Here is a 17,661-nt window from a genome sequence, read left to right on the forward strand (position 1 = left end):
CCTCATGACCTCGCGGTGCACGTCGCGCCCGGCCGGACCCTGGTGAGCGAGATCAGGTACTCCTCGACCTTCCTGTCGACGCAGGCGTTGCGGCCGTACCCGGTGTGACCGGTCGAGTCGAACGACAGCAGCATGCCGTCGGGGAACTGGCGCGCCAGGCTCACCGCCTCCCCGTACGGGGTCGCGGGGTCGCCCGCCGTGCCCACGACGAGGACCGGCGGGACCCCGGGGGCGTTGACCCGGTGCGGACGCCCGGGACCGGTGGGCCAGTCACGGCAGACCAGCTCGTTCGTCACACCGGTCGTGCCGTAGACGCCCGCGGCCTTCTCGGCGGGGGCCAGTGCGTCCCAGTAGGCCTGCGCGTCACGCGGATGGGGGACGTCGAGGCAGTTGATCGCGATGAGGGCGGCGTCGCGGTTGTCCTCGGGAACGTCAGCCTCCTCCTCGGAACCGGTGTCCGATCCAGCCTCAGCCTCAGCCTCAGCCTCAGCCTCAGCCTCAGGGTCAGGGTTCGGGTCCGGGGACTCCTCCCCGCCCGACGTCAGGGCCGCCAGTCCCGTCCCGTCACCGTCGTCCGCCGCGTGCAGGGCCTCGGACAGGTCCGCCCACTGGTCCTCCGGCGTGTACATGGACAGGCTCAGCGCCGAGACGAGGCCTGCGGCGTCGAGACCGTACGCGGAGTCGTCGACCGGCAGCGGTTCCCGCTGAGTCCGCTCGAGGAGCCGGTCGATCAGCGTGCGTATCTCCTCGGGCGTCGCGCCGGGGCACGCGTCGCCGATCGTGGCGGCGCAGGACTCGGCGTACTCCTCCACCGCCTCCCGGAACCCGGTGGACTGGCCGAGCATGCGCTGCCGCCAGTCGAGGGAGGGGTCGACCGCCCCGTCCAAAACCATCGCCCGTACGCGGCGCGGGAACTGCTCGGCGTACGAGGTGCCGAGGCTGGTGCCGTACGACCAGCCGACGTACGTGAGCCTCCGCTCGCCGAGCGCCGCCCGCAGCACGTCGAGGTCCCGGGCCGCGTCGTCCGTGCCGACGTGCGGCAGCAGCGGCCCACTGGCCTTCCGGCAGTCGGCGGCCGTCGTCCGCGCGGCGGCGAGCACGTCGGCGCGTTCGGCGTCCGTCCGGGGGTGGAGCGGTGTGCCCCCGGGCTCCCCGTCGACCGGTTCGGCGCGCCCGGTCGGCTCCTCGGGGAGGCAGGTCAGGGCCGGCTTGCTCTCCCCGACCCCGCGCGGGTCGAAGGACACGACGTCGAACCGTTCGCGTACGCCCCGCCCCAGGTCGTCGGCGACGCCGTCTTTGATGAGCCGCACCCCGCGCTCCCCGGGGCCGCCGGGGTTGAGGACGAGCGAACCGACGTGCTTCCCCGGGGCGGCGGTCACCGCCTTTGCCACGGGCAGCACGAACGTCCTGCCGTCGGCGGGGCGGGAGTAGTCCATCGGGACGGTGAGCGCGGCACACCGGTACGCGCCGCAGGGCCGCCACGTGAGCTTCTGGCCGTAGAAACGTCCGAGGTCGGGGCGGGCGGCGGGGTCGGCCGGGGCGGCCGAGGACTTCGGCCGGTCTCCGTCCGGGCCGGGCCCTGCCGTGCAGGCCGCCAGGGATGCGGTGCCGAGCACGGCGAGGGCGAGGATGAGGGCCTGACGGCGGCGGGTGGGGGCGGTGATCACGAGGTACTCCCATGGTGGTCGGTCCAGGGAAGGATCACGCGCGGATGCTGAGGATTTGCTGAGGCGGCGGATGCGGCCCAAGAAGGGGGCCCGGGGGCACATGGGCCCCGCGTCGAGTCGCGTGAAAGCCACCTCCGGCCGTCGGCCGTTGACCCTTAGCCGCCGTCCGGTCCGCGCCCCCTCGCGTCCCCGGTCGGCAGCCGCAGGACGAACCTGGCCCCGCCGAGCTCCGAACGGTCCGCCGTGAGCGTGCCGCCGTGGGCGTGGGCGACCCAGGAGGCGATGGACAGGCCGAGACCGGTGGACCCCGACCCGCTGCGGAACCGCTCGAACAGGGCGCCCGCGACCTCCGGAGGCAGGCCGGGACCCGCGTCCTCGACCGTCAGCGTGCCGGACCGGGACACCGTGACGCGTACGTCCGCCGGGACCCCCGGCGCGTGGCCGTGCGCGAGGGCGTTGCCCAGGAGGTTGCCGACGGCCCGGCGTACCAGATCCGGATCGGCGACCACGACCGACTCCTCGGACTCCACCCGGACCCGATGACCTGCCCGATGCCCCTCCGCGGCGGTCTCGGTCGCCTCCTCGACGACCGCCTCCACCACCTGGTCGAGGCGCAGCGGCTGACGGGCCACCGTGGCCGTACCGGACATGAGCCGGGCCCGGGTGAGGAGCCCGTCGACGAGGCGGCCCATGCCCTCCGCGAGGCGCAGCGTGCGCCGGTGCACGTCCGTGCTGTCCGTCTCGCCGCGCAGCGCCGTCTCCGCGAGCGTCCGCAGCGAGGCGGCCGGAGTCCGCAGGTCGTGGGCGGCGTCCGCGAGGAACGCCTCCTGCTGACCCAGCGCGCCGAGCGCGGGCCGGACCGCCCGCCCGGACAGGACGTGACCGACGGCCGCCGACAGCAGGACGAGCACGGCGCAGCCGCCCGACACGCCCCACACCAGCTGCTGGTGGTCGTCCCGCTGGGCCGTCGCGTCGGCCAGGGTGACGAGGACGCCCTGAGGCCCTTCGTCCTCCGTGGCCTCCGGCGGGTAGAAGGGCAGCGCGAACACCCGTACCGGCGCGCCGTCCGTCGCGCGCCGGTCGAAGCCGCGCGCCGCCCCCTCCCGGGCCACGGTGCGCCCGGCCTCCAGGATCACGGCGGGGCCGACGGTGACGCACGGTTCGGCGGGCGCGTGCTGGACGGTCAGGCCGCCGTCGGCATGGCCGTCTCCAGGGTCGGCGCGGGACGTCAGGAGGACGGTCAGCGGCGGGCAGCCGGTGTTCACGGTGTCCGCCAGGACGTCCGTGACGAGCCGCCCGTCCTCGTCGGTCTCCAGGAGGCCGAGGGCCCAGCTGGTGTCCGCGTCCATCGAGTGGTCGAGCTGCTCCCGCCAGCGGGCGCTGTCACCGCGCACGGCGAAGACGGCCATCGCGACGAGCCCCACGGCGCTCGTCAGCGCGAACAGCAGGCTGATCCGCCGGCGCAGCCGCAGGACCCGCGCCGTCGGCGTGAGCGGGGACACGGGCGAGCGGCGGAGGAGGGACGGGCTCACCGCTCGTCGTCGGGGGCGAGCCGGTAGCCGACCCCGCGCACGGTGTGGATCAGCGGCGGGTCCCCGAGCTTGCGGCGGAGCTGGGAGACGAGCACCTCCAGGACGTTGGACTGCGGCTCGGCCATCTCGTCCCAGCAGCTCTCGATCAGTTCGGCGCGGGTGACGGCCTGGTCGGCGCGGGCCGCGAGGACTTCCAGGACCGCGAACTCCCTGGTGGTGAGCGTGAGCAGGACCCCGCCCCGGCGGACGTGCCGGCGGGCGGTGTCGACGTCCAGGTCGCCGATGTGGTGGACGGGAGGGCGTACGGCGGCGGAGCGGCGGCACAGACTGCGCACCCGGGCGATCAGTTCGGGCACGGCGAACGGCTTGACGAGGTAGTCGTCACCGCCGCCGGTGAAGCCCTCCACCCGGTCCGCGACCGTGTCGCGCGCGGTGAGGAACAGCACGGGCACCGTACCGCCGCCCCGCCGGAACCCGTCGACGTAGGCGACGGCGTCGCCGGAGGGCAGCATCCGGTCGAAGACCGCGCAGTCGTACGCGGTGACGAACAGGGCCTCGTCGGCCCGCGGCAGATCGGCGGCCTCGTCGACGGCGAGCCCGGCGGCCCGCAGAGCGGCGGCCACCCCGAACCGAAGGTCTTCGTCGTCCTCGACGAGCAGTACGCGCACGTCACCCACCCTAGGCCGTTTCGTCTGGAGCCCCGGGCAGACCAGATGAAGACGCCCGCGATGCGGAGTCCGGGCAGGTGCCCGGGCCCGCCCGGCGCATTCGCCGGACTGGTCCGTGCCGAGTGGCCTGCCTGGCCCCTCGGGCGGCCCGAGACTCGTCCGTGACCTGCGGAAAGATCCACGACGAGGGTTACCGCGGGTTTCGCCGCCGCACACAGGATCGTCACCGAACCGACATACCGAGCGGTCGGAATCCCCTTACGCAGGGGCTATACCCATGAGTAACGTACGCGGACCACCAGCGCCACCCGCCCGTTCCCCGGGGCGGCAAGGAGCGAGATCGATGTCTTATCACCAGCCTTTCCCCGGCCCACCGCCCCTACCGCAGCACCGGAATGCCGGTCGGCACCGCCAAGAGGCGGCGTCGCATTCCTGGGAGGGTGGATCGCCGTCCTGGGACACCGATCCACAGGCAGCCTTGGACTCGTCCCCGCGAGCGTGGGACTCCTCGCCGCAGGGCCGGGACTCCGCGCAGCAGCCCTGGGGCGCGTCCCCGCAGCCGCAACCGCCCGCCGCCACCGACGACCGTGATGATCTGCGCCGGCTCGGATCGGCCTATCGCAGGCTCCGCCGCGTCGCCACCTTCACCGCGCTCGGCTACTTCGTCGTCTTCCTTCTCCTGTCCGGCTACGCCCCCTCGATGATGACCGGCACCATCACCGGTGGTCTCACCACCGGTCTGGTCCTGGGGCTCCTCCAGCTGCCCGTGGCGCTGGCCGCGATCGCGCTGTACGAGCGCATCGCACGCAAACGCGTCGACCCGCTCGCCGCGGCGATCCGCGAACGCGCCGAGCAGGCGGCCGCGGCAGCCGCGCCCCGGCCAGAACGCCAGAGCCGCTCCGGACGTCCCGCGTGGCAGCGGCCCACCGGAGGTGCGCGCGCATGACAAGCTTCAGCTCCGGGGCCCAGACCATGTCGCTGATGGCGTTCATCGCGGTCATCACTGTCACGCTGCTGCTGTGCGTGATGACCGGCCCCGACCGTGACGACCTGGGCGAGTTCTACACCGGCTACCGCTCGCTCTCGCCCGTGCAGAGCGGCCTCGCGATCGCCGGCGACTACATCTCCGCCGGCACCGTGCTCGGCACCATCGGCATCATCGCGCTCGTCGGCTACGACGGCGTCACGCTCGCTCTGAGCACCGTGCTCTCGCTGGTCCTGATGATGTTCCTGCTCGCCGAACCGCTGCGCAATGCCGGCCGGTTCACGATCGGCGACGTCTTCGCCCGGCGTCTCCCCGGCCCCGCCGTGCGGATCACCACGGCCGCGGTCACCCTGACCGCGCTGCTGCCGCTGGTGATCTTCCAGCTCGCGGGCGCCGGCGACCTCCTCTCCGTCGTCCTCGGCTTCGACGCCGACGGCTTCAAGACCGGCGCGATCGTGTTCCTGGGCCTGCTGATGATCGCGTACGCGGCGATCGGCGGCATGAAGGGCACCGCCTTCATCCAGATCGTCAAGACCGTCGTCCTGCTCGGCGCGTCCCTCGCGATCGCCGCGCTCATCCTCAACCGCTTCGACTTCAGCCTGCCCTCCCTGCTGGACGCCGCCAAGCGCGGCAGCGGGGCGGGAGACGCCTATCTCGCCTCCGGTCTGCAGTTCGGCGGCAACGAACTCGACATGATCAGCACCCAGTTGACAGTCGTGCTCGGCGCCGCGGTGCTGCCGCAGATCACCATGCGCATGTTCACCGCGCGCAGCGCGGCAGCCGTGCGGCGCTCGATGTCCTGGGCCGTGTCGACCGTCGTCGTGACCTGTCTGCTGATCGCCGTCATCGGCTTCGGCGCGGCGGCGATCGTCGGCCACCAGGGGATCGTCGCCGGCGACCCGCAGGGCAAGACGGCGTTCCTCATGGTCAGCCAGGCCGTCATGGGCGCGGACCAGACGACCGTCGAGACACTGCTGTTCACGGCCGTGGCGACAGCCATCTTCCTCACGCTGCTGGCCTCGATCGCCGGGATCACCCTCGCCTGCGCCAACACCCTGGCGCACGATCTGATCACGCACGGGCTGCGCCGCAAGGCGCGACTCAAGGACTCCGTGGAGATGGCCGTCGCCCGGACCGCCGCGGCGGGCGTCGGGCTCGTGGCGATCGCGATCGCCGCCGGTGCACGGCATCTGAACCTTCAGGCACTGCTCACCCTGTCGTTCTGCATCGGCGCGTCCGCGGTCTCACCGGCCCTCATCTACAGCCTCTTCTGGCGCCGTTACTCCCGTACGGGACTCCTCTGCACCCTCATCGTGGGCAGCGCCTCCGCGCTCATCCTCATGACCGGCAGCAACCTGGTGTCCGGATCCCCCCAGGCGATCTTCCCGGACCAGGACTTCAACTGGTTCCCGTTCACCACGTCGGGCATCCTCTCGGCCCCGCTGGGCTTCCTCGCGGGCTGGCTCGGCACGGTGCTCTCCGGACGCGACCCGGCCGACCAGCGCACGCGGTACGAAGCGGTGGAGGAGACGATCCTGGCCGGCACACCCGCGGCGAGCAGCTCTTCCGCGTCCTGACGCCCATGCCCCGAAGAACGGGCGCCCGGCCTGGCGTTCCAGGCCGGGCGCCCGTTCGGCTGTCCCGAGGTGCCCAGGGCCTCTGCGCCGGCGGGCTCGGGGCTCGGGCCTCGCGGCCCCTGGCTCAGGGCAGGGCTTCGAGGCGCTCCCTGTTCTCCTCGCCCCACTGGCCGAGCGGGGTGAGAGCGGTAAGGAGGGAGTGCCCGAACTCGGTCAGCGAGTACTCCACTTTCGGGGGCACCTGGTGATGGACCTCGCGGTGCACCAGGCCGTCGGCCTCCAGCTCCCGCAGATGCAGGATCAGCATCCGCTCACTGATGCCGACCACCGTGCGGCGTAACTCGCCGAAGCGCAGCGGTCCCTCGCCGAGCCAGAACAGGATCAGCCCCTTCCATTTGCCTCCCATGACGTCGATGGCAGCGTCCAGGCCGCAGGTGTAACTCCGCTTCCGCACCGGCATTTCCCCTAACAAAACTGTGGGTACCCGACAGAATTGTAGGTACTTGAAGAAGTGTCGGTGTGGCCGCAGCATGGATCGGAGGTCGTTCGGAGAAGGCGGCAAACCGCCCTGGCGTGACGGCAGTCGGATCTCTTTCGCGCAGCCGATGCATCGGCATCAGGCAGGAGCACACGTATGACCGGGCACCACCGCACTCCCGTGACCGTCGTCGGGCTGGGTTCGATGGGCAGCGCGTTGGTCGAGGCGTTCGTCGACGCGGGCCACCTGACCACCGTCTGGAACAGGACAGCGTCGAAGGCCGTGCCGCTCGCGGCCAAGGGCGCCGTCCACGCGCGGACGATGGACGAGGCGGTCACGGCGAGTCCGCTGGTCATCGCCTGCCTGACCACGTACGAGAGCACCGTCGAGGCCCTGGAACCGGCCACTGCCGCGCTCAGGGGGCGGGCCCTCGTGAGCCTGAACAGCGGTTCGCCGGCCGGTGCCCGTCGGCTGGCCGACTGGGCGCTCGGGCACGGTGCGCGTTACCTCGGCGGCGCGATCAAGAACGTGCCGTCCGCCGTCGGAGCCGAGGACACCCTCCTGTATTACGGCGGGGACCGGACCGTCTTCGACGAATTCGGCGGGACGCTACAGGTGTTGGGCGGTGACACCGTCTACCTCGGCGCCGACCCCGATCTCGCCGCCCTGTACGAGATGGCGGTGGGTGGCACCCTGCTGCCCGCGCTCGTCGGCTTCTTCCAGGGTGCGGCGGCGTTGCAGGCGCGTGGACTCGAGGTGGCCTCGATGGTGCGGTTCAGCACCAAGTGGTTCGAGATGATCAACTCGGTGCTGCCGGTGTTCGCCGACGAGATCGACCGCGGCGACTACAGCGAGCCCGCGTCCTCGGTGGGTCTCTTCCTGGCCGGAGCCGCGGATGACGAGGAACTCGGCAGGGAGGCGAACCTCGACACGGAATGGCACAAGCCCTTCCACGACTTGTTGCGGCGGGCCGTCGAGGCCGGCTACGGGGACCAGAGCATCTCCGCCCTGACGGAGGTGCTCAGGAACCCGGTACGGCCGGGCCGGAGCCTGTGACGAGGACGTCGCGGGCGTCGGTCTCCGCGTCCGAGTCCACGACCGCGACGGCGTCCGAGTCCACGACCGCGTCCGAGTCCGCGACGTCAGGCGAGGCGGTCAGCGGGGTCACGCCTCCCGCTTCGCGTCGATCTCGGCGATGAGGCCCTCGATGAGGCCCTTGATCTCGTCGCGGATGGGGCGGACGGCCTCGACGCCCTGGCCTGCCGGGTCCTCCAGGGCCCAGTCGAGGTACTTCTTGCCGGGGAAGACCGGGCAGGCGTCGCCGCAGCCCATGGTGATGACGTAGTCGGACGCCTGGACGGCCTCGGTCGTGAGGACCTTCGGCTTCTGGGCGGAGATGTCGACGCCGACCTCCTTCATCGCCTCGACGGCGGCCGGGTTGACCCGGTCGCCCGGGACGGATCCGGCGGAGCGGACCTCGATCCGGTCGCCCGCGAGGTGGCCGAGGAAGCCGGCGGCCATCTGGGAGCGGCCGGCGTTGTGGACGCAGACGAAGAGCACGGAGGCGAGCGGAGCAGTCATCGGGTCTTCCTCGGAGGCAGGGACGGCGCGTCGAAGACGTCAGCCCAGGCTGGTATCAGCGCAGGGTGATGTGACAGTATCAGTCCATGATGACGTCAGTCGATACTGATCTGATCCGGGTTCTGGGTGACCCCCTGCGCCTCCAGATCGTGACCCTGCTCGCCCGCGAGACGCTCTGCACCACCCACCTCGTGGAGGAGACCGGTGCCAGGCAGACCAACCTCTCCAACCACCTGAGAGTGCTGCGCGAGGCCGGGGTCGTCGACACCGAGCCCTGCGGTCGGTTCACGTACTACCGGCTCAAGCCGGACGTCATCGAAGCCCTGGCCGGGCAGTTCGCCGCCCTCGCCGAGGCCGCGCGCGCCAACGCCGACACCAAGAGAGCCTGCCCGTAGCCTCTCGCCCCGCCTGCCCGAGGAGATCCCGCCCGTGACCGCCACCGAGCCCGCCGCGAGCGACGCCATAGCCGTCGACCCGTCGCCCCGGCCCGCCCCCGGCGCCACCCCGCCCCGTACCCCGCTCGTGGCACGAGCCGCCGCCGAGTTCGTCGGCACCGCCGCCCTCGTGGCGATCGTCGTCGGCTCCGGCATCCAGGCCACGCAGCTCACCGACGACGTCGCTCTGCAGCTCCTCGCCAACTCCACCGCCACCGTCTTCGGCCTCGGCGTCCTCATCGCTCTCCTCGGCCCGGTCTCGGGCGCCCACTTCAACCCGGCCGTCACCCTGGCCGAGTGGTGGACCGCCCGCCGCGGCGGCGGAGGCGTGACCGGGCGCGACCTCGCGGTGTACGTCCCGTCGCAGGTCGTCGGCGCCGTCGCGGGCGCGGTACTGGCGGACGCGATGTTCGGCGAGCCGCTGGTGAAGTGGTCCACGCGCGACCGCTCGGCCGGGAACCTGCTCCTCGGCGAGGTCGTGGCCACCGCCGGCCTGATCCTGCTGATCTTCGGCCTCGCGCGCACCGACCGGCTGCGTTTCGCGCCGGTCGCGGTCGCCTCGTACATCGGCGCGGCCTACTGGTTCACGTCGTCCACGTCCTTCGCGAACCCCGCCGTGACCATCGGCCGGGCCTTCACCGACACCTTCGCCGGCATCGCCCCCGCCTCCGTCCCGGCGTTCGTCGGCATGCAGCTCGTCGGCGCGGCCCTGGGTCTCGCGCTGGTCGCGGTCATCTTCATGCGTGGCGGGGCGACCGGCGAATGACACATGTCGTGCACGCCACCGCCCGCCGCCGCGCCCTCGACGAGGGTCGTACGGACAGCGGCGGGGTGGCGTCCCTCGGCGACATCGTCGCCGTGCCGCCCGTGCGCGAAGCCCGGGACGCGGGACGGCTCAAGGCTCAGCCGATGTTCGCCCGGCTCACCGCGACTGGCGTGGAATGGGGCGACGGCAACCGCACGGACGCCGACGCGATCGTCTGGTGCACCGGCTTCCGGCCGGCCCTCTCGCATCTGGCGCCACTCGGCCTGCGCGGCCCGCGCGGCCACGTCCCCGCGGCCGGCACGCGAGCCGTCGGCGAACCCCGGCTCCACCTGCTCGGTTACGGAGACTGGACGGGCCCCGCCTCCGCCACCCTCATCGGTGTCGGCCGCCCCGCTCGCGAGGCCGCCCGGGAGATCGCCCGGCTCCTCCACGGCTAGAACCGGTCGAGGGGGGGCGATCTTCGCGTCCTCACGCCATGGCGGCCTTGGTGAGCAGCTGTCCCATGGCGGCGAGGACGGCGGGTTCCACGCGGTAGTAGACCCAGGTGCCGCGTCGCTCGGAGGAGAGCAGGCCGGCTTCCTTCAGCTTCTTCAGGTGGTGGGAGACGGTGGGCTGGGAGACGCCGACGTCGGAGATGTCGCAGACGCACGCCTCGCCGCCCTCGTGGGAGGCGACGGCGGAGAAGAGCCGCAGGCGCACGGGATCGCCGAGGGCCTTGAACATGAGGGCGGTCCGTTCGGCCTCGTCGGCGGTCAGCGGGCGCTCGTTCAGCGGCGGGCAGCAGGGTTCGGCGGCGGGTTCGAGGAGGGGGAGCGCCTTCGCATTCGACATACGTCTATGTTGACACACGTCGAACCAGGGGCCCAGGGCGCCTTCGGTCTCTCCTCTCTCCGCCCCTCCGTCTCTTTTCGGCCCCTCTCTGCCCCTTCGGCCGCCCTTGGGTTCGATGAATGTCTATGTTGACGCTCGTCGATACAGGTGCCATGCTGAGGGCCTCAGAGATCGACAGACGTCGAAATACAAGGGGATCCGTCATGAACGCCGCCACCACACCCGCCGACCGGCTGCCCGTCGTCGTCATCGGGTCCGGCCCCGCAGGACTGGCCGCCGCCGCGCACCTCGTCGACCGGGGCCTGGATCCGCTGGTCCTGGAGGCGGGCGCCAGGGCGGGCGCGGCGGTGCGCGAGTGGTCGCACGTGCGGCTCTTCTCCACCTGGGGCGAGGTCACCGACCCGGTGGCCGAGAAGCTGCTCGCCCCCACCGGCTGGGTGAAGCCGGACGCTGGCACCTACCCCACGGGCGGCGACTGGGCGGAGCGCTACCTCCAGCCGCTCGCCGACGTCCTCGGCGACAGCGTCCGTCTCGGCGCCCGGGTCACCGGCGTCTCACGGGCGGGCCGTGACCGGATCGTCGACGCCGACCGCGAGGCCCAGCCCTTCACCGTCCACGTCGAGTACGCCGACGGCCGCGAGGAGCGGATCACCGCCCGCGCCGTCATCGACGCCTCCGGCACCTGGGCCGTCCCGAGCCCGGCCGGCGGCGACGGACTGCCCGCGCTCGGCGAGAAGGCGGCGGCCGCACGGATCTCCTACCGCGTCCCGGACCTGAAGGACCCCGCCGTGCGCCTCCGTTACGCCGGGAAGCGCACCGCCGTCATCGGATCCGGCGCCTCCGCCTTCACCGCGCTCGCCTCCCTCGCCGACCTCGCGACGTCCGCGGACGGCGCCGGCACGCACGCCACCTGGATCCTGCGGCGCGGCATCTCCGGGTCCACCTTCGGCGGCGGCACCGCCGACCAGCTCCCCGCCAGGGGTGCGCTCGGCCTCGCCGCGAAGGCCGCGGTCGACCAGGGACACGCCGACGCCGTCACCGGCTTCCGTACGGAGTCGATCGAGCCCGACGGCGAACGGCTCGTGCTGGCCGGCGAGGACGGCCGCCGGCTCGACCCGGTCGACGAGGTCATCGTCCTGACCGGCTTCCGCCCCGACCTTTCCTTCCTCGACGAGCTCCGCCTCGGCCTCGACGAGCGCCTCCAGGCCCCCGTCGAGCTGGCCCCGCTCATCGACCCGAACCAGCACTCCTGCGGAACGGTCTACCCGCACGGCGTCAACGAGCTCTCGCACCCTGAGCAGGGCCTCTACCTCGTCGGCATGAAGTCCTACGGCCGCGCCCCGACCTTCCTCGCCCTCACCGGCTACGAGCAGGTCCGGTCCGTCGTCGCCGCCGTCGCCGGAGACCGCGCGTCCGCCGAGCGGGTCGAGCTCGTCCTCCCGGAGACGGGCGTCTGTGGCGGCGCCGGCCTCTTCGACCAGTCGCAGACCGCCCAGGGTCAGACCGACGGGACGCAGACCGACGGCGGCTGCTGCGCCCCCGCCCCTGCCCTCATCCAGCTCGGTACGACCACCGCGTCTCCCTCCTGCGGCGCGTGACCGTCCGCAGCACCCCGGCGGACGGGGCCGCGACCGGAACAGGGGACCGGTCGCGGCCCCGCGCCGTCCTGCCCGCGCTGTGCGTCACCCAGATCACGAGCTGGGGCATCGTCTACTACGCCTTTCCCGTCCTCAACCCGGCCATCACCGCGGACGCCGGCTGGAGCGCGGGCTCGACCACCGCGGCCTTCTCCGCCGCCCTTGTCGTCTCCGGCCTCGCCGGAATCCCCGTCGGCCGGGTACTGGACCGCCGCGGGCCGCGGGTCGTCATGACGGTCGGCTCCCTCCTCGGCGTCCTGAGCCTGCTGATCGTGGCCGCGGCCCCCGACCCGGCCGTCTTCCTCGCCGGATGGCTCCTCGCCGGAACGGCGATGGCCACCACCTTCTACCAGCCCGCCTTCGCCGCGCTCACCCGCTGGTGGGCCCCGGACCACGTGCGCGCGCTGACGATCGTCACCCTCGCCGGCGGACTCGCCTCCACCGTCTTCGCACCCCTGACCGCGGTCCTCGCCGACCACATGTCCTGGCGCGCCACCTACGCGGTGCTCGCCGGCATCCTCGCGGTTCTGACCGTCCCGGCCCACGCCCTCGCCCTGAAAGCACCCTGGCCACCGGCGCCCGAGAGCCCCGCGCACGCCACCCGCGGCAGCGGGGGAGTGGTGCGCAGCCGCGCGTTCTGGATGCTGGCCGCCACGTTCACCCTGTCCGCGTTCGCGATGTACGCCGTCGTCATCGGCCTCGTCCCCCTCTTCCTGGACCGGGGCTACACCACCGCCCAGGCCGCATGGGCCCTCGGCCTCGGCGGCGTGGGACAGACCCTCGGCCGCACCCTCTACGCGACCCTCGCCCGCCGCCTCGGCGTCACCGCCCGCACCACCGCGCTGATCGGACTCGGAGGACTCACCACCGCCGCCCTCGCGACGGTGGCCGGCCCGTACGCGCTGCTCATCGCGGTGTCCGTGCTCGCAGGGGTGGTCCGGGGCAACCTCACGCTCCTCCAGGCCACCGCCGTCACGGACCGCTGGGGGAGTGCCCACTACGGCAGGCTCTCCGGGCTGCTCGGCGCACCGGGCCACGTCGCCGCCGCTCTCGCCCCCTTCGCCGGCGCGATGCTCGCCGGGCCGCTCGGCGGCTACCCCGCCCTCTTCGCACTGCTCTCCGCGCTGTCCGCGATCGCGGCTGTCACAGCCCTCGGAACCCGCCCTCCCAGGGGCCGAACGCCCGGGCGACCTCACCGAGGCGGACGTGCAGGTGATGCGTGAGGTCGTCGACACCGTCCGGGCTCAGCGCAAGCCCGAACTGGACCCCGAGGGGGGTGACGCCGCCTGGCGGCTCGCCCTGATGAACATCGGCCACGCCCCCCTCAAGCCGACCCGGTGTCGGTTCATTCGCTCCGTTCGCCTTCTCGTCCGGTACACCGGACCGTTCGGCGTCCTCTCTCGGCTCGTCGTCGCCTCCGTCGGCTCGCGATTCCTCCCGCTCGGCCGGGACGGCCGACTCGACGACGCCGGGGGAGAGCGGCGCCGACCCCTCACCGGTACTCCGGGGTGTCCGGCGCGCGGCTCCCCGACCGTTGCGGCAGGCTGGGATCATGCCCGAACTCCCCGAGGTGGAAGCGCTCCGCGCGTTCCTGGACACGCACCTGGTGGGCAAGGAGATCGCCCGTGTGCTGCCCGTCGCGATCAGCGTCCTCAAGACGTACGACCCGCCCCTGAGCGCCGTCGAGGGCGCCACGGTCACCGCGGTCGGACGGCACGGGAAGTTCCTCGACCTGACCGCCACCGGCCCCGCAGGCGAACTCCACCTCCTGTTCCACCTGGCCCGCGCGGGCTGGCTCCGCTGGCAGGACCCGCTGCCCTCCGGTCCGCCCAGGCCCGGCAAGGGCCCGCTGGCCCTGCGGACCGCGCTCACCGGCGGCGACGGCTTCGACCTCACCGAGGCCGGCACGACCAAGCGCCTCGCCGTCCACCTCGTCCACGACCCCCAGGAGGTGCCGGGCGTCGCACGGCTCGGCCCCGACCCGCTCGCCGAGGACTTCGGCCCGGACGAGTTCGCCGCACTGCTCGCCGGCGAGCGGCGGCAGATCAAGGGCGCCCTGCGCGACCAGAGCCTCATCGCCGGGATCGGCAACGCCTACAGCGACGAGATCCTGCACGCCGCCAGGATGTCGCCCTTCAAACCCGTCCAGAACCTCACCCCCGAGGAGACGGCCGCCCTCTACACGGCGATGCGGACCACCCTCCACGAGGCCGTCGAACGCTCCCACGGCCTCGCCGCCGGCAGGCTCAAGGCCGAGAAGAAGAGCGGCCTGCGCGTCCACGGCCGCACGGGCGAGGCGTGCCCTGTGTGCGGCGACACCATCCGCGAGGTCTCCTTCAGCGACTCGTCCCTCCAGTACTGCCCCACCTGCCAGACCGGCGGCAAGCCGCTCGCCGACCGCCGTCTGTCGAAGCTCCTCAAGTAGCCCGCGGCCTCATGAGGGCACGCGCGCACCTCCGGCCGCCCCAGGCCCGCCGGTTACACTCCGCCGCATGCTGCGCGTACTGGCCGTCGACGACGAGGCACCCGCCCTCGGGGAACTGCTCTACCTGCTGCGCGCCGACCCCCGCGTCAGGAGCGCCGAGGGAGCGGGCGACGCAACCGCCGCCCTGCGCAGGATCGGGCGCGCCCTGGAGGCGGGACCCGACGCCGACGAGGCCGTCGACGTCGTCTTCCTCGACATCCACATGCCCGGCCTCACCGGACTCGACGTCGCCCGGCTGCTCGCCGGCTTCGCCCGGCCGCCGCTCGTCGTCTTCGTCACCGCGCACGAGGGCTTCGCGCTCCAGGCCTTCGACCTGAAGGCCGTCGACTACGTCCTCAAGCCGGTCCGCCGCGAGCGGCTCGCCGAGGCCGTCCGGCGGGTCCACGACCTGGTGCACGCCACCGCCGCCCCCGTCCCGGCCGCGCCCGCCGCCGCCGAGCAGGTCCCCGTGGAGCTGGGCGGGGTCACCCGTTTCGTCTCCGTCGACGACATCGCGTACGTGGAGGCCCACGGCGACTACGCCCGCCTCCACACCGACCACGGCAGCCACCTCGTCCGCATCCCGCTCTCCACCCTCGAGGAGCGGTGGGCGGCCCGCGGCTTCGTCCGCATCCACCGCAGTCACCTCGTCGCCCTCGCCCGCATCGACGAGCTCCGGCTCGACGGCGGCGCCACCTCCGTACGGGTCGGCGCCACCGACCTCGCGGTCAGCCGCCGGCACGCCCGCCACCTGCGGGACCTGCTGATGAGGCGCGCCGGCGGCTGAGCCCTGGCGCCCGCGTCTTCCGCCGTCCGGAGGTGCTGCGTAGACTCCACGCGATGTCAGAGCACCACCCCCAGCGCAGACCCCGCCGTGAGACCGTCACGTACGCCTCCGCCCACGGCGCGGGCGCCGTGCCGGGCCCCGCCCGGCGGCGGCCCGTCCATCCGCCGGCCCGTTCCGAGATCGACGAGCAGACCACCCTCGGCCACACCTACGTCCGCTCCCTGATGCGCAGCCAGCTGCGCGCCGCCCTCACCGCGCTCGGGGCCCTCGCCCTGCTCGTCGGCTCGCTGCCGCTGCTGCTCGCGCTGCCCGCGCCCGAGGCGTTCGTCTGGATCGCCCTCGGCGTCGGGGTGTACCCCGTCGTCTGGGGCATCGCCCACTGGTACGTGCGCCGCGCCGAACGCAACGAGCGCGACTTCACCGGCCTCGTCGAACGGTGACAACGGTGACAAGGGCGAGAACGGTGAACCGGCCCGCGTGAACCAGACCTACGCCGTCGTGGCCGTCGCCGCCGTCGTCCTCGCCACCGTCCTCATCGGCGCCCTCGGGCTGCGGATCTCCCGTACCACCTCCGACTTCTACGTCGCCTCCCGCACCGTCCGGCCAGGCCTCAACGCCGCCGCCATCAGCGGCGAGTACCTCTCCGCCGCCTCCTTCCTCGGCATCGCGGGGCTCGTCCTCGTCCAGGGCCCCGCCATGCTCTGGTACCCGGTCGGCTACACCGCCGGCTACCTCGTCCTGCTCGTCCTGGTCGCCGCACCGCTGCGCCGCTCCGGGGCGTACACCCTCTCCGACTTCGCCGAGGCGCGCCTCGAATCCCCGCAGGCCCGCCGTCTCGCCAGCCTCTTCGTCGTCGGCATCGGCTGGCTCTACCTGCTGCCGCAGCTCCAGGGCGCGGGACTCACCCTGGAGATCCTCACCGGAGCCCCCGACTGGGTCGGCGGACTGCTCGTCGCCCTCGTCGTCACCGGGACCGTCGCCGCCGGAGGGATGCGCAGCATCACCTTCGTGCAGGCCTTCCAGTACTGGCTGAAACTCACCGCGCTGCTCGTCCCCGTCCTCTTCCTGCTCGCGGCCTGGTACGGCGACGGGGCCCCCAGGGCCCGCTTCGACGCCCCCGCCGTCCTGCGCGGTCACACCGTCGTCACGGTCGCCGACACGGTACGGATCGGCCTCGACGCCCCGCTCACCCTGACCGTCACCGGCAGCGTCGACTCCGTCCCGTACGAGCGGCGGACGGTGACCCTCGCCGCGGGCACCCACCACGTCCTCGGCGGCACCACGCTCGCCTTCCCGCCCGGAGCGCCGCTGCCGGAGCGGGTCGCCAGCGGCACCGACCCCCTCGGCTGGTCCCAGCCACTGGCCGGCGGACGCGACGGCCACCAGCTGTACGCCACGTACGGGCTGATCCTCGCGACCTTCCTCGGCACCATGGGCCTGCCGCACGTCGCCGTCCGCTTCTACACCAGCCCGCACGGCCGCGCCGCCCGCCGCACCACCCTCGTCGTCCTCGGACTCGTCGGCGCCTTCTACCTGCTGCCGCCCCTGTACGGCGCCCTCGGGCGGATCTACGCCCCCGAGCTCGCCCTCACCGGCTCCGCCGACGCCGCCGTGCTCGTCCTGCCCGACCGGATCCTCGGCGGGCTGCCGGGCGATCTCCTCGGGGCGCTCCTCGCGGGCGGCGCCTTCGCCGCCTTCCTCTCCACCGCATCCGGGCTGACCATGTCCGTCGCCGGGGTCCTCACCCAGGACGTGCTGCCCTCCCGGGGCGTACGGCACTTCCGCCTCGCGACCCTGCTCGCCACCGCGGTCCCGCTGGCCGTCGGGGTGGTCGCCTCCAAGGTGCCGGTCGCCGACGCCGTCGGCCTCGCCTTCGCCGTCTCCGCCTCCTCCTTCTGTCCGCTGCTCGTCCTCGGCATCTGGTGGCGGCGGCTCACTCCGCCCGGTGCCATGGCCGGGCTGCTGCTCGGCGGCGGTTCCGCCCTGGCGGCCGTGATGGCGACCCGGGCGGGACTCGCCCCCGAGGGCTGGCCGCACACCCTGATGGCGTGGCCGGCCGTCTGGTCGGTCCCGCTCGGCTTCCTCAGCATGGTCCTCGTCTCGCTCGCCACGCCCGGCCGGGTCCCGCCCGGTACTCCGGCGCTGCTCGCACGCCTCCACCTCCCGGAGGAGATCAGCCGGCCCCGGCACACCACCCGCACCGTCCCGGCCCCGGAGGTACGCCGATGAACCCGGAGGTACGCCGATGACACCC

The 17,661-nt window shown here is 73.1% G+C and carries 18 protein-coding genes and 1 pseudogene; 12 read left to right on the forward strand and 7 right to left on the reverse strand.

Translation table 11 applies throughout. The annotated features are described in order from the left end of the window. Positions 1 to 2: 2 nt before the first annotated feature. From ACIA8N_RS13855 to ACIA8N_RS13865, 3 genes are all read right to left on the reverse strand, one after another. Entirely contained in the window at positions 3 to 1,667 is a 1,665-nt protein-coding gene (locus ACIA8N_RS13855) for an alpha/beta hydrolase (RefSeq protein WP_365781024.1), read from the reverse strand. Positions 1,668 to 1,822: 155 nt separating this feature from the next. After that, on the reverse strand, positions 1,823 to 3,199 hold the full coding sequence (locus ACIA8N_RS13860; protein WP_365781023.1) for a HAMP domain-containing sensor histidine kinase: 1,377 nt from the start codon (positions 3,197 to 3,199) through the stop codon (positions 1,823 to 1,825). After that, positions 3,196 to 3,867 carry a response regulator transcription factor gene (locus ACIA8N_RS13865; RefSeq protein WP_365781021.1) on the reverse strand — a complete coding sequence of 224 codons (672 nt, stop codon included), beginning with the start codon at positions 3,865 to 3,867 and terminating at the stop codon, positions 3,196 to 3,198. Before ACIA8N_RS13865 ends, ACIA8N_RS13860 begins: the two co-directional genes overlap by 4 nt. Before the next feature lie 478 nt (positions 3,868 to 4,345). Between ACIA8N_RS13865 and ACIA8N_RS13870 the strand changes: the two genes are divergently transcribed. Together ACIA8N_RS13870 and ACIA8N_RS13875 are read left to right on the forward strand one after the other, a co-directional pair. Next, positions 4,346 to 4,813, forward strand: a complete 468-nt coding sequence (locus ACIA8N_RS13870; protein ID WP_365781020.1) for a DUF485 domain-containing protein — start codon at positions 4,346 to 4,348, stop codon at positions 4,811 to 4,813. After that, positions 4,810 to 6,429 (forward strand): cation acetate symporter, encoded by a 1,620-nt coding sequence (locus tag ACIA8N_RS13875; RefSeq protein ID WP_365781019.1) that lies wholly within the window; start codon positions 4,810 to 4,812, stop codon positions 6,427 to 6,429. Before ACIA8N_RS13870 ends, ACIA8N_RS13875 begins: the two co-directional genes overlap by 4 nt. A gap of 124 nt (positions 6,430 to 6,553) precedes the next feature. Here ACIA8N_RS13875 and ACIA8N_RS13880 read toward each other — a convergent pair whose 3' ends face one another. Then, on the reverse strand, positions 6,554 to 6,883 hold the full coding sequence (locus ACIA8N_RS13880; protein WP_399416334.1) for a winged helix-turn-helix transcriptional regulator: 330 nt from the start codon (positions 6,881 to 6,883) through the stop codon (positions 6,554 to 6,556). A gap of 180 nt (positions 6,884 to 7,063) precedes the next feature. Here ACIA8N_RS13880 and ACIA8N_RS13885 point away from each other — a divergent pair, with 180 nt between their 5' ends. Continuing rightward, a complete protein-coding gene (locus tag ACIA8N_RS13885) occupies positions 7,064 to 7,963 on the forward strand; it encodes an NAD(P)-binding domain-containing protein (protein ID WP_365781017.1) in 900 nt (299 codons plus the stop codon). On the opposite strand, the gene ACIA8N_RS13890 is transcribed toward ACIA8N_RS13885, so the two are convergent. Together ACIA8N_RS13890 and ACIA8N_RS13895 are read right to left on the reverse strand one after the other, a co-directional pair. Then, positions 7,929 to 8,075, reverse strand: a complete 147-nt coding sequence (locus ACIA8N_RS13890; protein WP_365781016.1) for a hypothetical protein — start codon at positions 8,073 to 8,075, stop codon at positions 7,929 to 7,931. The two genes, ACIA8N_RS13885 and ACIA8N_RS13890, sit on opposite strands and share 35 nt — an antisense overlap. After that, positions 8,072 to 8,488: an arsenate reductase ArsC gene (locus ACIA8N_RS13895; protein ID WP_365781015.1), complete on the reverse strand. Its 417-nt coding sequence runs from the start codon at positions 8,486 to 8,488 to the stop codon at positions 8,072 to 8,074. The genes ACIA8N_RS13890 and ACIA8N_RS13895 overlap by 4 nt, the downstream gene beginning before the upstream one ends. Before the next feature lie 86 nt (positions 8,489 to 8,574). On the opposite strand from ACIA8N_RS13895, the gene ACIA8N_RS13900 reads away from it, so the two are divergent. The 3 genes and pseudogenes from ACIA8N_RS13900 to ACIA8N_RS13910 form a co-directional block, all read left to right on the forward strand. Beyond that, entirely contained in the window at positions 8,575 to 8,883 is a 309-nt protein-coding gene (locus ACIA8N_RS13900) for a metalloregulator ArsR/SmtB family transcription factor (RefSeq protein ID WP_365781014.1), read from the forward strand. 34 nt (positions 8,884 to 8,917) lie between these two features. Then, the gene (locus ACIA8N_RS13905) at positions 8,918 to 9,688 is read left to right on the forward strand and encodes an MIP/aquaporin family protein (RefSeq protein WP_365781013.1); all 771 of its coding nucleotides are present in this window, start codon (positions 8,918 to 8,920) and stop codon (positions 9,686 to 9,688) included. A gap of 14 nt (positions 9,689 to 9,702) precedes the next feature. Next, positions 9,703 to 10,125 (forward strand): annotated as a pseudogene (locus ACIA8N_RS13910) (pyridine nucleotide-disulfide oxidoreductase); the annotation flags it as partial. 31 nt (positions 10,126 to 10,156) lie between these two features. On the opposite strand, the gene ACIA8N_RS13915 reads toward ACIA8N_RS13910, so the two are convergent. After that, entirely contained in the window at positions 10,157 to 10,519 is a 363-nt protein-coding gene (locus ACIA8N_RS13915) for a metalloregulator ArsR/SmtB family transcription factor (protein WP_365781012.1), read from the reverse strand. Between the two features lie 203 nt (positions 10,520 to 10,722). On the opposite strand from ACIA8N_RS13915, the gene ACIA8N_RS13920 reads away from it, so the two are divergent. The 6 genes from ACIA8N_RS13920 (at position 10,723) to ACIA8N_RS13945 (ending at position 17,636) form a co-directional block, all read left to right on the forward strand. After that, positions 10,723 to 12,117: an NAD(P)-binding domain-containing protein gene (locus ACIA8N_RS13920; protein WP_365781011.1), complete on the forward strand. Its 1,395-nt coding sequence runs from the start codon at positions 10,723 to 10,725 to the stop codon at positions 12,115 to 12,117. Next, positions 12,114 to 13,379, forward strand: a complete 1,266-nt coding sequence (locus ACIA8N_RS13925) for an MFS transporter (protein WP_365781010.1) — start codon at positions 12,114 to 12,116, stop codon at positions 13,377 to 13,379. Before ACIA8N_RS13920 ends, ACIA8N_RS13925 begins: the two co-directional genes overlap by 4 nt. A gap of 329 nt (positions 13,380 to 13,708) precedes the next feature. After that, complete coding sequence (locus ACIA8N_RS13930) at positions 13,709 to 14,581, forward strand: DNA-formamidopyrimidine glycosylase family protein (RefSeq protein WP_365781009.1); 873 nt, start codon at positions 13,709 to 13,711, stop codon at positions 14,579 to 14,581. 67 nt (positions 14,582 to 14,648) lie between these two features. Further along, positions 14,649 to 15,407, forward strand: coding sequence for a LytTR family DNA-binding domain-containing protein (locus ACIA8N_RS13935; RefSeq protein WP_365781008.1), 759 nt, complete (start codon positions 14,649 to 14,651; stop codon positions 15,405 to 15,407). A 53-nt stretch (positions 15,408 to 15,460) separates the two neighbouring features. Continuing rightward, a complete protein-coding gene (locus tag ACIA8N_RS13940) occupies positions 15,461 to 15,847 on the forward strand; it encodes a hypothetical protein (protein ID WP_365781007.1) in 387 nt (128 codons plus the stop codon). A 37-nt stretch (positions 15,848 to 15,884) separates the two neighbouring features. Next, the gene (locus tag ACIA8N_RS13945; protein WP_365781006.1) at positions 15,885 to 17,636 is read left to right on the forward strand and encodes a cation acetate symporter; all 1,752 of its coding nucleotides are present in this window, start codon (positions 15,885 to 15,887) and stop codon (positions 17,634 to 17,636) included. Positions 17,637 to 17,661 lie beyond the last annotated feature (25 nt).

Source organism: Streptomyces sp. NPDC051822 (assembly GCF_044452745.1).
Classification (GTDB): Bacteria; Actinomycetota; Actinomycetes; order Streptomycetales; family Streptomycetaceae; genus Streptomyces.

What these genes read in the sequence shown, in the direction of transcription:
- ACIA8N_RS13875 (WP_365781019.1), top strand. Translation starts at nt 4,810, where the DNA reads ATGACAAGCTTCAGCTCCGGGGCCCAGACCATGTCGCTGATGGCGTTC.
- ACIA8N_RS13885 (WP_365781017.1), top strand. Translation starts at nt 7,064, where the DNA reads ATGACCGGGCACCACCGCACTCCCGTGACCGTCGTCGGGCTGGGTTCG.
- ACIA8N_RS13895 (WP_365781015.1), bottom strand. Translation starts at nt 8,488, where the DNA reads ATGACTGCTCCGCTCGCCTCCGTGCTCTTCGTCTGCGTCCACAACGCC.
- ACIA8N_RS13900 (WP_365781014.1), top strand. Translation starts at nt 8,575, where the DNA reads ATGATGACGTCAGTCGATACTGATCTGATCCGGGTTCTGGGTGACCCC.
- ACIA8N_RS13915 (WP_365781012.1), bottom strand. Translation starts at nt 10,519, where the DNA reads ATGTCGAATGCGAAGGCGCTCCCCCTCCTCGAACCCGCCGCCGAACCC.
- ACIA8N_RS13920 (WP_365781011.1), top strand. Translation starts at nt 10,723, where the DNA reads ATGAACGCCGCCACCACACCCGCCGACCGGCTGCCCGTCGTCGTCATC.
- ACIA8N_RS13930 (WP_365781009.1), top strand. Translation starts at nt 13,709, where the DNA reads ATGCCCGAACTCCCCGAGGTGGAAGCGCTCCGCGCGTTCCTGGACACG.
- ACIA8N_RS13935 (WP_365781008.1), top strand. Translation starts at nt 14,649, where the DNA reads ATGCTGCGCGTACTGGCCGTCGACGACGAGGCACCCGCCCTCGGGGAA.
- ACIA8N_RS13940 (WP_365781007.1), top strand. Translation starts at nt 15,461, where the DNA reads ATGTCAGAGCACCACCCCCAGCGCAGACCCCGCCGTGAGACCGTCACG.